General features: G+C 63.2%; 13 protein-coding genes. 7 read left to right on the top strand and 6 right to left on the bottom strand.

Translation table 11 applies throughout. The annotated features are described in order from the left end of the window. Positions 1-193 precede the first annotated feature (193 nt). Entirely contained in the window at positions 194-1,132 is a 939-nt protein-coding gene (locus E4L98_RS28820; RefSeq protein ID WP_135204975.1) for a cation diffusion facilitator family transporter, read from the top strand. Continuing rightward, the gene (locus tag E4L98_RS28815; RefSeq protein ID WP_205746860.1) at positions 1,129-2,115 is read left to right on the top strand and encodes a serine hydrolase domain-containing protein; all 987 of its coding nucleotides are present in this window, start codon (positions 1,129-1,131) and stop codon (positions 2,113-2,115) included. The genes E4L98_RS28820 and E4L98_RS28815 overlap by 4 nt, the downstream gene beginning before the upstream one ends. On the opposite strand, the gene E4L98_RS28810 is transcribed toward E4L98_RS28815, so the two are convergent. Then, the gene (locus E4L98_RS28810) at positions 2,087-3,007 is read right to left on the bottom strand and encodes a LysR family transcriptional regulator (protein ID WP_135204974.1); all 921 of its coding nucleotides are present in this window, start codon (positions 3,005-3,007) and stop codon (positions 2,087-2,089) included. The two genes, E4L98_RS28815 and E4L98_RS28810, sit on opposite strands and share 29 nt — an antisense overlap. Before the next feature lie 96 nt (positions 3,008-3,103). Between E4L98_RS28810 and E4L98_RS28805 the strand changes: the two genes are divergently transcribed. Together E4L98_RS28805 and E4L98_RS28800 are read left to right on the top strand one after the other, a co-directional pair. Further along, a complete protein-coding gene (locus E4L98_RS28805; RefSeq protein WP_135204973.1) occupies positions 3,104-3,940 on the top strand; it encodes an SDR family oxidoreductase in 837 nt (278 codons plus the stop codon). 58 nt (positions 3,941-3,998) lie between these two features. Then, entirely contained in the window at positions 3,999-4,670 is a 672-nt protein-coding gene (locus E4L98_RS28800) for a CatA-like O-acetyltransferase (protein WP_135204972.1), read from the top strand. Positions 4,671-4,720: 50 nt separating this feature from the next. Here E4L98_RS28800 and E4L98_RS28795 read toward each other — a convergent pair whose 3' ends face one another. From E4L98_RS28795 to E4L98_RS28785, 3 genes are read right to left on the bottom strand one after another with little or no spacing between them, the layout of a single operon-like run. After that, positions 4,721-6,973 (bottom strand): RelA/SpoT family protein, encoded by a 2,253-nt coding sequence (locus E4L98_RS28795; RefSeq protein ID WP_135204971.1) that lies wholly within the window; start codon positions 6,971-6,973, stop codon positions 4,721-4,723. A gap of 7 nt (positions 6,974-6,980) precedes the next feature. Further along, entirely contained in the window at positions 6,981-7,331 is a 351-nt protein-coding gene (locus tag E4L98_RS28790; protein ID WP_135204970.1) for a RidA family protein, read from the bottom strand. Positions 7,332-7,337: 6 nt separating this feature from the next. Beyond that, on the bottom strand, positions 7,338-8,216 hold the full coding sequence (locus tag E4L98_RS28785) for an alpha/beta fold hydrolase (protein WP_135204969.1): 879 nt from the start codon (positions 8,214-8,216) through the stop codon (positions 7,338-7,340). A gap of 115 nt (positions 8,217-8,331) precedes the next feature. Here E4L98_RS28785 and E4L98_RS28780 point away from each other — a divergent pair, with 115 nt between their 5' ends. From E4L98_RS28780 to E4L98_RS28770, 3 genes are all read left to right on the top strand, one after another. Further along, the gene (locus tag E4L98_RS28780; RefSeq protein ID WP_135204968.1) at positions 8,332-9,126 is read left to right on the top strand and encodes a 3-hydroxybutyrate dehydrogenase; all 795 of its coding nucleotides are present in this window, start codon (positions 8,332-8,334) and stop codon (positions 9,124-9,126) included. 141 nt (positions 9,127-9,267) lie between these two features. Continuing rightward, the gene (locus tag E4L98_RS28775) at positions 9,268-10,572 is read left to right on the top strand and encodes a dicarboxylate/amino acid:cation symporter (protein ID WP_135204967.1); all 1,305 of its coding nucleotides are present in this window, start codon (positions 9,268-9,270) and stop codon (positions 10,570-10,572) included. Between the two features lie 96 nt (positions 10,573-10,668). After that, positions 10,669-11,148 carry a hypothetical protein gene (locus E4L98_RS28770; RefSeq protein ID WP_135204966.1) on the top strand — a complete coding sequence of 160 codons (480 nt, stop codon included), beginning with the start codon at positions 10,669-10,671 and terminating at the stop codon, positions 11,146-11,148. Positions 11,149-11,155: 7 nt separating this feature from the next. On the opposite strand, the gene E4L98_RS28765 is transcribed toward E4L98_RS28770, so the two are convergent. Both E4L98_RS28765 and E4L98_RS28760 read right to left on the bottom strand, forming a co-directional pair. Continuing rightward, the gene (locus E4L98_RS28765) at positions 11,156-11,698 is read right to left on the bottom strand and encodes a DUF3304 domain-containing protein (protein ID WP_167761482.1); all 543 of its coding nucleotides are present in this window, start codon (positions 11,696-11,698) and stop codon (positions 11,156-11,158) included. Between the two features lie 87 nt (positions 11,699-11,785). Beyond that, complete coding sequence (locus tag E4L98_RS28760) at positions 11,786-12,340, bottom strand: DUF3304 domain-containing protein (protein ID WP_135204964.1); 555 nt, start codon at positions 12,338-12,340, stop codon at positions 11,786-11,788. Positions 12,341-12,430 lie beyond the last annotated feature (90 nt).

Here is a 12,430-nt window from a genome sequence, read left to right as displayed (position 1 = left end):
TCCCCGACCCCTTGGATGTCGACCAAGTATTCTAACCAGCTGAACTAACCGCCCGAAGACCAGCATTATAGAGAGCGATTCGGAGAAAAACAAGGGTAATGATGGGAAACATTTCAATTTCCCCTATGAAGCCAGGCGGCATGCGGGTTTGGCTTGCTATAAACTAAGGTTATTCGTCCTCGACCAGATACTTATGCAAGCCGATACGCCTACTTTGCCGCCCTCGCCCTCCGCCCACCTGCACGAACACCGCGATGGCGACGCCCATTACCAGCACTTCACCGTGCAGCGCAGCCAGGCGGTGCTGGCGTGGTCGCTGGTGCTGACGCTGGGCTTTGCCATCGTCGAAGTGGTGACCGGCTTCATGTCCAATTCGCTGGCGCTGATTTCCGACGCCGGCCACATGGTCACCGACGCCGCCGCGCTCGGCCTGGCGCTGCTAGCACAGATCATCGCCAAGCGGCCACCTTCGCCGCGCCACTCGTTCGGTTTCGGCCGCGCGGAAGCGCTGGCGGCCTTCGTCAACAGCCTGGTGCTATTGCTGCTGGTCGGCTGGATTATCTACGAAGCCGTGCAGCGCTTCAGCCAGCCGCAGGAAGTGCATGGCGCGACTGTGTTCATCGTCGCCGGCATCGGCCTGCTGATCAACATGATCCAGGCGTGGATGCTGTCGCGCGGCCACAGCAATATGAACACCCGGGCGGCGCTGGTCAATGTGCTCGGCGACTTGCTGGGTTCGGTGGCCGCGCTGGCGGCGGGCGCCGTCATCTATTACACCGGCTGGATGCGCATCGACCCGCTGTTGTCGGTATTCGTCGCCCTGCTGATTTTGAAATCCACGCTGGGCGTGCTGCATGAGTCCTATCACTTCCTGATGGGCGGCGTGCCGGACGCCATCGACTACCTCAAAGTCGGCGCCGACCTGGAACAGATCGACGGCGTCTGCTCGGTGCACGACCTGCACGTGTGGGACATGTCGCCGGGCCAGCCCGCGCTGATCGGCCACGTCGAGATCACCCAGCTGGAACAGTGGCCGGACGTCCTGCACCGCATCAAGGCCATGCTGCTGGACAAGCACGGCATCGACCACATCACCTTGCAGGCGGAAGTCGCACCGCAGGGGCCGGCATGATGCGGCTGACTTTCAGCATCATGACCGGCCTGATGCTGGCCGCCGCCGCCCGCGCGCAGGCGCTGGACCAGGTGCTGGCACGCTGGGACCAGGATACGCACCCCGACCTGCGCAGCGTGCTGGTGCAGCGCGACGGCGCCATCGTCGCCGAACGCTACTACAACGGCGAAATCGCCGACACGCTGCACGACATCCGCTCGGCCGGCAAAAGCGTCACCGCCCTGCTGGCCGGCGCCGCGCGGCTGAATCCGGACGCACGCATCGATCACTACTGGCCCCAGGCCAAGGGGACGGCGCTGGACGGCATCACGCTGGACCAGGTACTGAGCATGCGCTCCGGACTGGCCGCCTTCGACGAAGACCCCGCCTCGCCCGGCAATGAAGACAAGATGGACGACGCCGCCGATCCAATCGCCTTCACCCTTGCCACCCCGCGCGAAACCACGCCCGGCACGCGCTACCGCTACAATTCGCTGACGGCTTATATCGCCGGCGTCACTGTGGAGAAAGCCACCGGCAAGGATCTGGAAGACTACGCGCGCGGTGCGCTGTTTCAGCCATTGGGCATCCAGCGCTGGGCATGGGGACGGGACGTTGCCGGTCATCCCAAGGGTCAGGGCAACCTGTCGCTGCGCACGCGCGACCTGGCGCGCATCGGCCAGCTGGTGCTGAACCAGGGCGTGTATGACGGCAAACGGATCGTCGATGCGGACTGGCTGGCCGCCGCCCTGGCGCCGCGCGTCGCCATCGGCGACAACGACCGCTATGCCGACCACTACGGCTATTTCTGGTATCGGAAAACCCAGCAGATCGACGGCCGGCCGGTGCTGGTGCATTTCGCCTCGGGCAATGGCGGCAACAAGATTTACGTGATCCCGTCGCGCCAGATGGTGGTGGTGGTCACCTCCAGCGCCTACGGCAAAGGCTACGGCCAGCTGCGCTCGGAAAACATCCTCAAGGCAGTGCTGGCGGCGGCGCCGTAGGATACAGCTCGCGCACCAGCGCCAGCAAGGCGCGCATGCCCGCGCTCAGATGGCGTCGGCTCGAATAATACAGATGCAGCGCCGGCTCGGCCGGACTCCACTCGGTCAGCGCCGCCTGCAGCGTGCCGCGCGCGAGGTGAGGCAACAGGCCCTGTTCATTGGTCCAGATCAGCCCGGCACCGGCCAGGGCCGCTTCCAGCATCAGCGGATGGCTGTCCAGCGTCAGCGCGCCTTGCGGGGTGAAATCGAATGCCTCATCGCCGCGGCGGAACTGCCACGGGTACAGTTCGCCGCCGTGCGGCAGCCGGGTGCGGATGCAGACGTGCTGATGCAGCGCCTGCGGCGTCGCCGGCATGCCGTGGACGGCAAAATAGCCCGGCGATCCCGCCACCAGAAAACGGATCGCCGGGCTGCAGGGCAAGGCGAACATGTCCGGGCTGACCAGGTCGCCCTGGCGCACGCCGGCGTCGAACCCGTCCGCCACGATATCGACCAGCCGGCCATCCGTGACCAGGTCGATGCGCATCTCGGGGTGGCGCGCCAGAAACGGCAGAATCAGCGGGCGGAACAGAATCTGCGCGGCGCCTTCCGACATATTCAAGCGCAGCAGGCCGGATGGCTGCTCGCGGTAATCGGCTGCCTCCGACACAGCGTCAGTGATGGTGTCCAGCGCCGATTCCACCCGCGCCAGAAACGCCTGCCCCGCCGCCGTCAGCGAGACGCTGCGCGTGCTGCGGTGAAACAGCCGCACGCCCAGCTTGGCTTCCAGTCCGGCGATGGCATGGCTGACCGCCGACGGCGACAGTTTCAATTCGCGCGCGGCGCCACGGAAGCTGCCACGTGCCGCGACCAGCACCGCGGCATCCAGTTCAAACATCGACGGTCGGTTCATTGTGCAAAATTACTCATCATATTGTTAAGCGTGACACGGCTAGGCGCACGCTGACCACCCTTCTACACTGGGGCTCCCCTGTCAACGAGGAGCATCATGCAAAAGACTATTTTAATCACAGGCTGCTCGAGCGGCTTCGGCCGCAGCACCGCCCAGCTGTTCGCGCGCCACGGCTGGAACGTGGTCGCCACCATGCGCGACATCAGCGCCGGCGCCGACCTCGCGCGCCTGCCCAACGTCCTGGTGACGCCGCTCGACGTGCAAGACCCGGCCTCGGCCCAGGCAGCGATTGCGGCGGCCACCGACCGCTTCGGCACGCTGGACGCGGTGGTCAACAACGCCGGCTTCGGCCTGTTCGGCGTGTTCGAATCGACGCCGCCGCAAAAGGTGCGCGAACAGTTCGACGTCAACGTCTTCGGTCCCATGAACGTGATCCGCGCCGCGCTGCCGCAATTACGAAGCCAGCGCGCGGGCGTGATCGTCAACGTCAGCTCGGGCGCCGGCGTGTTCACCCTGCCCATGGTGTCGCTGTATTGTGCCAGCAAGTTCGCGCTGGAAGGCTATTCCGAGTCGCTCAGCTACGAGCTGGCCGCGCTTGGCATCACGGTCAAGATCGTGGAGCCGGGCGGCGTGCTGGACACCGGTTTCAGCAACCGCTCCGGCCAGGAAGCGGGAGCGCAAGCGGAGATCGCCGACTACCGCGACTTCACGCGGCACACCGCCGCCGTGTTCGAACAATTGCGCGGCCAGCGGCTGGCCACCTCGGAAGACGTGGCGCGCGTGATTTACCAGGCCGTCACCGACGGCAGCGACCAGCTGCGTTACCTGGCCACAGAGGACATCCGGTCGCTGGTGGAGGCGCGCCGCAACACCTCGGAAAGCGACTACATCACGCTGATGCGCCAGCGTTACGGCTTTACGGGTCAGCGTTAACCGCGGCGGGATGGGTGCAGGCGCTACAATACGGCCTGCACCATTGAACCATCATCCCATGCAGAACTTCGAAAAGCGCCGCGACCGCTACAACGCCTTCGCCTCCTTTGAAAATCCCCTGGTCAACCTCAGCTTCGAGCTGGAAGTGCCGGACTTCCGGCCGCACTGCAAACATCACGGCCTGCCGCCATTCCACTTCTTTTTGTACCACGTGCTGCACGCCGTCCAGGGCATCGAGAACTTCCGTTACCGCATCTACCGCGGCGAAGTGATCGAGATCGCGGATTTCTGGGCCTCGTACACCGTGGTCAATCAGGACAACAACCTCAACTTCGCGCGTTTCGTGATGACCGACGACCTGCGGGAATTCATCGCGCGCAGCCTGGCGTCCAAGCAGGAAGCCGAGACCACCACGCAACTGATCAACACCGCCGAAGATCTGAGCGAATACGAGCAACGGCGCAACATCTACATCACCTGCATGCCGTGGCTGAAGCTGACGTCGGTCGAGCACCCGATCTACGAGCACAAGACCTACGACATCCCGTCGCTGGCCTGGGGCCGCTTCAGCGACCCGCGCGCCGACGGCAAGCTGACGATGACCATGTCGGTGCAAGCCCACCACGGCTTCGTCGACGGCTACCACGTGCACCTGCTGGCCCAGGCCATCGCCACCGGCATCGCAAAATCCGGGGTCAGTTCTGCCAATCGCACACGGGCCCAGCCGTAGCATGCGCTACGGCTGGGCCCGTGTGCGATTGGCAGAACTGACCCCGGATTTCAGGCGCGGCGGGCTTCCTGGACGCCGGTGACTTCGGCGATGGCGCTCAGGGCCTTGTGCAGCTGGGCGGTGGCGCCGATTTCGGCGGTGAAGGTCATGCGCGCGAAGCCTTTGGCGCTTTGCGTGTTGACGCCGATCACGTTGATCTTTTCACGCGAGAAGATTTCCGAGATGTCGCGCAGCAGACCCTGGCGGTCGCTCGCCAGCACGAAGATGTCGACCGGGTAGACCGTGTCGGACGAGGTGCGCCCCCATTCGGTGACGATCACCCGCTCCGGCGCCTTGGCGCGCATTTCGGCGAAGTTCTTGCACGTCAGGCGGTGGATCGACACGCCCTTGCCGCGCGTAACGAAGCCGACGATGCCGTCCGGCGGCGCCGGTTTGCAGCATTTGGCCAGCTGCGTCATCAGGCCGTCGGTGCCAACCACCAGCACGCCCGACTTGGCGCCCTGCTCCACGCTCGACGCGCGGCTCTTGCCGAGAAAGACCTCGTCCACCGGCTCGGCCGGCTCGCCGGTATCGTGCAGCGCGTGTTCGATCTGGCGCAGGCTGAATTCGTCCTTGCCCACCGACAGGAACAAATCGTCGACCTTGGCGAAGCCCAGTTTGTTGGCCAGGGCTTCCAGGTTGACCGCGGTCTTGCCTTCGCGCTGCAAGGTCTTTTCCACCACCGCGCGGCCGTGCGACAGGGTTTCCTGGATGTCGATCGCGTGGAACCAGGCGCGGATTTTCGAGCGCGTGCGCGTGGCCACCGTGTATTCGTCGTTCAGCCAGTCGCGCGAAGGACCGGCCGTGCCGGGCGCGCCCTTGGCGGTGATGATTTCGCAGGTCTGGCCGTTCTTCAGCGGCGTGTTGAGCGGCACCATCACGCCATCGACGCGCGCGCCACGGCAGCGGTGGCCGACGTCGCTGTGCAGATGGTAGGCGAAGTCGATCGGCGTCGCCCCCACCGGCAACTCGATCACGCGCGCCTGCGGCGTCAGCACGAAGATGCGGTCGTCGAGCGCGGCGGCTTTCAGTTTCTCTACCCATTCGCGCTGCTGCTCTTCCTGGCCGACCACCACGTCGGCGACGTCGGTCTTCCACGCCAGCAGCTGGCGCAGCCAGGCGATTTTCTCGTCGTACTTCTGGCCCTGGAAGTTGGAACCGCCCTCTTCCTTGTAGCGCCAGTGCGCGGCCACGCCGTATTCGGCAAAGCTGTGCATTTCCTGGGTACGGATCTGCACTTCCAGCGGACGGCCATCCTCGGCCATCACCACCGTGTGCAGCGACTGGTAACCATTCGGTTTGGGGCGCGAGATGTAGTCGTCGAACTCTTTCGGGATCGGCGTCCAGATGTTGTGCACCACGCCCAGCACCGTGTAGCAGGTCTTGACGTCGGCCACGATCACGCGGAAGGCGCGCACATCGTACAGGTCGGTGAAGTCCAGCTCCTTGCCCTTCATCTTGCTCCAGATGGAATAGATGTGCTTGGGCCGGCCGAACACCTCGGCCTCGATGCCGGCCGCCGCCATTTCCGACTGCAGCCGCTCGATGGCGTTGGTGACGAAGCCTTCGCGCATCACGCGCTTTTCTTCCAGCATCTTGGCGATGCGCTTGTAGGTTTCCGGCTCGATGAAGCGGAACGACAGGTCTTCCAGCTCCCACTTCAGCTGCCAGATCCCCAGGCGGTTGGCCAGCGGCGCGTAAAAGTCCAGCGTCTCGCGGCCATAGTCGCGCGTCATGTCGTTGAACAGCTTGATGTCGGCAAAGTAGCGCAGGTTGGTCACGCACGAGGCCAGCCGCACCAGCACCACCCGCATGTCGGACGCCATCGCCAGCAGCATCTTGCGCAGGGTTTCGATCTGCGCCACCGCCATCTGCTGGGCGTTGCGGCCGCGCGCCGCGCCCGGCTGGGCGTTGGAGTTCAGGGTCAGCTCGCGCAGGCGGATCAACTGGCGCACGCCGGCCACCAGTTCGTTGACTGCGCCACCGAAGCGCGGCTCGATCACCGGCGCCTGTTCCGGGTCGAGCACGGTCAGCTCGAACATCAGGCCGGCGATGCGGGTCTCGACGTCGGTGCGCAAAAAGGCCAGCGTGCAGGCCACGCCCACCGCGAAGTCCAGCGCCGGCTGGCCGCTGGTGGCCGTGCGGTCGGCATACGCCGTGCTGGCGAACTCGAGCGCGGCGAGCATGCGCGCGACGTCGTCGGGCGACAGACCCTGGGCCAGCTGTTCCGACGTGGCGCTGGTGAGCGCGGTGATGGAAACCATGGTATTCCTAGCGCTGGGCAGCGGTGACGACGATTTCGACCAGCACTTTCGGATCGAACAGCTTGGCTTCGACGGTGGCGCGCGGCGGCGTGTGGCCCTGCGGCACCCAGGCGTCCCACTCCTCGTTCATGCCGGCGAAGTCGGCCATGTCTTGCAGATAGATCGTGCAGCTGAGGATGCAGGTCTTGTCGCTGCCGGCCTCGTTCAGCAGGCGGTCGACATGGCCCAGCACTTCGCGCGTCTGGCCGCGGATGTCGGCCGACATGTCATCCGGGATCTGGCCGGCCAGATACACCGTGTTGTTGTGGATAGCCACCTCGGACAGGCGCTTGCCCACGTGCAGTCGTTTGATTTCCATAAACATTTAACCTAACAAAAACTTCCTGGCGATCGCGATCTGATCGTCATGGACAAAGGTGGGCGCATGGCCGACGTCCGGCAACTCCACCAGGGTGGCTTTCGGGCCGCGCTCGGTCATCTCGCGCGCGGTCTCGGCCGACAGCAAGTCGGACTCGGCGCCGCGCACCAGCAGGGTCGGGCACTGGATCGCGTCATACGCCGCCCACAGCATGGCCTGAGCGGCCTCGGCCGATTCCGGCGTCGCCGAGCGGAACGGCAGCGACAAGCCCATATCGTAGTGGCGTACCCACTTGCCGTCCTTGTCCTGGCGCAGTACGTCGCTGGCCAATTTGTGCCATTCGGCCTCGGTGTGCGGGCCGAACGAGACCGACACGTCGCGCACGAACTGCGCGCCCTGCTCGAAACTGTCGAAGCGCAAATCCTGGCCGATGTAATCGCCGATGCGCTGCATGGCCTGCGGCGCCAGCACCGGGCCGATGTCGTTCAACACCAGCTTGCGCACCGGATTGCCGGGCAGCGAAGCCAGGCCGATGCCGATCAGCCCGCCCATCGAGGTACCGAACCAGTCCACCTTCTGACTTTCGTCGTCTTTCAAAATCCGCGCCAGCAACGTTACGATATCGCTGACGTATTGCGGAATGACGTACAGCTGCGGGTTCTTCAACCATCCGGAACGGCCGCGGCCGACGATATCGGGACAGATCACACGGTAATCGCCGGCCAGCGCGCGCGCCAGGCTGTCGAAATCGTCGCCGACGCGGGTCACGCCATGCACGCACAGCAGGATGTTCGGGTTGTCCGCATCGCCCCATTCTTTATAGGACATGCGATGCAAGCCCGCCAGCGACAGGCATTGAACAGACTTTATTTTTGCTTCGAGCATGCGGCTTCCTTGCTGGTTATGTAATTATGTAGGAATAGCATTTTAACGCGTTGTGAGATTTCTACCGAAGTGTAGCGCAGCGCACGGTCAATCACCAACCCTGTAAGAGGACACTATGGCAAACAAGAGTTTGAGCGGCAAGACCGCCCTGGTCACCGGTTCCACCTCCGGCATCGGCCTGGGCATTGCCCGCTCGCTGGCCGCCGAAGGCGCGAACGTGCTGCTGAACGGCTTCGGCGACAGCAAGGACATCGACCAGCTGCAGGCCGACCTGGCCAAGGAGTACGGCGTACAAGTGGCCTACCACAACGCCGACATGACCAAGCCGCAGGAAATCGAAGCCATGATCGCCTTCGCCGGCGACAAGCTGGGCGGCGTGGACGTGCTGGTCAATAACGCCGGCATCCAGTACGTCGCCAACGTCGAAGACTTCCCGGTCGAAAAATGGGACGCCATCATCGCCATCAACCTGACCTCGGCCTTCCACACCTCGCGCCTGGTGCTGCCGCGCATGCGTGAAAAGAACTGGGGCCGCATCATCAACCTGGCCTCGACCCACGGCCTGGTGGCCTCGGCCGGCAAATCGGCCTACGTCGCGGCCAAGCACGGCCTGATCGGCCTGACCAAGGCCAATGCGCTGGAGACCGCCACCACCGGCGTCACCGTCAACGCCATCTGCCCCGGCTTCGTACTGACCCCGCTGGTACAGAAGCAGGTGGACGACCGCGCCGCCAGGGACGGCATCAGCAACGACCAGGCCAAAAAGGCGCTGCTGGCCGACAAACAACCGGCCGGCGAATTCGTCACCCCGGAGGAACTGGGCGCGCTGGCCGTATTCCTGTGCTCGGACGCCGCCAAGCAGGTGCGCGGCGTCGCCTGGAACATGGACGGCGGCTGGGTCGCGCAGTAACAGAGTCGGGGTCAGAGCCGAATACGTAGTATCCCTTACTTCAGGCAGATATCACTGGCGCGAATTTGCGGCTTTCCACAATGGTGATATCTGTCAAGCTGGAGGATCATCTGGCCTTCAAGTAATGCACGAGGAGACCCCGTGAAAAAACCGTTCTATAAAATCCTGTACGTCCAGGTGCTGTTTGCGATTGCCTGCGGCATCCTGCTGGGCATCTATCTGCCATCCGACGCGGTGGCCATGAAACCGCTGGGCGACGGCTTCGTCAAGCTGATCAAGATGATCATCGCGCCAGTGATCTTCTGTACCGTCGTGTCCGGCATCGCCGGCATGCAGGACGTGAAAAAAATCGGCCGCGTCGGCGGCAAGGCGCTGCTGTACTTCGAGGTGATCTCCACCTTCGCGCTGGTGATCGGCCTGTTCGTCGCCAACATCGCCCGTCCGGGCGCCGGCTTCAACGCCGACCCCGCCACCCTGGACACCAAGTCCATCGCCGAGTTCACCGAAAAGGCCAAGCACCAGTCCACGGTGGACTTCCTGATGAACATCATCCCCAACACCGTGGTCGACGCCTTTGCCAAGGGCGACATCCTGCAGGTGCTGCTGATCGCCATCCTGTTCGGCTTCTCGCTGTCGCTGCTCGGCGAGCGCGGCAAGCCGATCACCAAGCTGATCGACGAACTGTCGTCCGCCATCTTCGGCGTGGTCGGCATCATCATGAAGGTGGCGCCGCTGGGTGCGTTCGGCGCCATGGCCTTCACCATCGGCAAATACGGCATCGCCTCGCTGAAGCCGCTGGCCGCGCTGATGGGCTGCTTCTACCTGACCTGCTTCCTGTTCGTGGCCGTGGTGCTGGGGACGGTGGCGCGCCTGACCGGCTTCAACATCTTCAAGTTCATCAGCTACATCAAGGAAGAACTGCTGATCGTGCTGGGCACCAGCTCGTCGGAATCGGCGCTGCCGTCGCTGATGACCAAGCTGGAACGCCTGGGCTGCTCGAAATCGGTGGTGGGCCTGGTGGTCCCGACCGGCTACTCGTTCAACCTGGACGGCACCAACATCTACATGACCATGGCCGCCCTGTTCGTGGCCCAGGCCACCAACACCGACCTGACCCTGACCCAGGAACTGACCATTCTCGGCGTGGCCATGCTGACCTCGAAAGGTGCCTCGGGCATCACCGGCGCCGGTTTCATCACCCTGGCGGCGACGCTGGCCGTGGTGCCGACCATCCCGGTGGCCGGCATGACCCTGATCCTCGGCATCGACCGCTTCATGAGCGAATGCCGCGCGCTGACCAACTTCGTCGGCAACGGCGTGGCCTCGGTGGTGGTGTCCAAGTGGGAAAACGAGCTCGATCACGACAAGCTGCGCAAGGAACTGGCCAACCCCGGTTCGACCGTGACCGATCCGGACCTGCAGCCGCTGACCCGTCACGCGCACTAAGCCGCGCCGCCTGACTGTCCGCCCCGCCCGGCTACCGTGCCGCGCGGGGCGTTTTTCTTTGGTATCGTAGCGCCGGTCTACTGCCGAGGAAACCCCATGAGATATCGCTTGATGCTGGCCCTGTGCGTCGCCAGCACGGCCGCGCGCGCCGAACCGTGCAGCAAGCCGGATGCTGCCTCGCTGCAAAACACTTGGCAGGCGTTCCGCACCGCGTCGCTGCAGAATCAGCCGGAACAGATCGCCCGGTTTTATCGCTTCCCCTTGAAACTGCTGCCGCCCATGGACGGCGCCGCGCCGCTGCAAATCGAGCGGCCGGTGTTCCTGAAAAACTATGCCGCGCTGTTCCAGAAAAGTCCGGCCGGCGATGAGATCGGCCTGTTGGCGGCGCTGAAGCAATCCGGCGGCAAGGAATACATTCCGCAGACCCGCTTCGACGAAGCCCGCTGCCGCTACATCAGCCCGACGCGGGTCGGCGATTACAACTTCATCTACGACAAGAAGACCGGCTGGCAGATCGAATCGCTGTACTACGGCAGCGATATCGACATCGCGCGATCGGCGGGGCTGGATCGCTGAGTACATCTCAGCGCTGCTCAGCGCCGGCCACGTCAGTCGTCGGTTTGCGGTCGTTTGGACAGCGTGGCAAATGCGTAAGATCTTCACGCTGCTCATCTAAAGACAAGCGCGGTGCGGACATTTCCGCGGTGACCGCCGCCTTGATCGAACCGTCCGGGTAAAAATGCACCTCCATGTAATGCGGATCGCTGGCGGCCAATACTTCAACCGGGGCGTCCTGCTCCTTGTAGAACAGATATAGCGTATCGAACATCTGCTTGGATAAGGACGATTGCTCTTTGAAATAACAGCCACCGGACTGCCAACGAACACGCACTGTCTTGTTTGGACTCCCGGGATAATAAGATGCACAGCACACCGTGCCGCCACCGCCACTGGTGCGCGAACTGACATAAATATCGCCCCCGCCCTGACCGTTCACGCTGAACGAGTCGATGTATCTGCTGGTATAGTTAAATCCTTCAATTGCCAGCGACACAGGTCCGTCGTTATGACGCGAAGGCACGGCACGCCCACAGGCGCACAGCAGGCACAACAATACAAAGCTCAACCAAGGTCGTATCATTCCATGCTGCATATCCAGCCTCTCTGTCTTGTTGCGGATCGCTGGCCGGATCGCACGACGCCACGCTCCACATTAATCCTTCGGTTTGCGGTCATTTGGACACGGTGGGAAACGGGTGCGGTCATTACGTCGCTCATCCAATGACAACCGCGGCGGCGATATTTTTTCAGTTATTGCGGCCTTGATCGAACCATCGGGATAAAAATGTACCTCCATGTACTGTGGGTCGTTGGCCGCCAACACCTCAACCGGCACATCCTGCTCCGTGTAGAAGGGATAAATGGTATCGAACATCTGTTTGGACAAGGAAGATTGCTCCTTGAAGTAGCAGGCGCCCGATTGCCAGCGAATATGCACCGTTTTGATCAAACTGCCGGGCCGGTAGGATGCGCAGCACACGATACCGCCGCCACTGGTGGGCGAGCTGACAAAAATGTTGCCGCCGCCTTGGCCATTCACGCTGAATGAATCTATATATTTGCTGGTGTAGTTGTAGCCTACAATCGCCAGTGATACCTGCTCGGCGCTGTGGTGCGAAGGCGCACCGCGCCCGCAAGCGCACAAAACACCCAACAATACCAGCCCCACCAAGACCGTACCGGCCCAGGCTGCATTTTTATGCTCCATGTTTATTGGCGACCATGTGGTTTAAATTAAGTGCTTGCTACTTCCTTTTTGCGCCGCGTGCCGCGGATGAAATAGTGGGCGTGGCTTTCG

It is taken from the genome of Duganella callida, assembly GCF_004614165.1.
Classification (GTDB): domain Bacteria; phylum Pseudomonadota; class Gammaproteobacteria; order Burkholderiales; family Burkholderiaceae_D; genus Rugamonas; species Rugamonas callida.
This window is presented reverse-complemented; position numbering and strand designations above follow the sequence as displayed.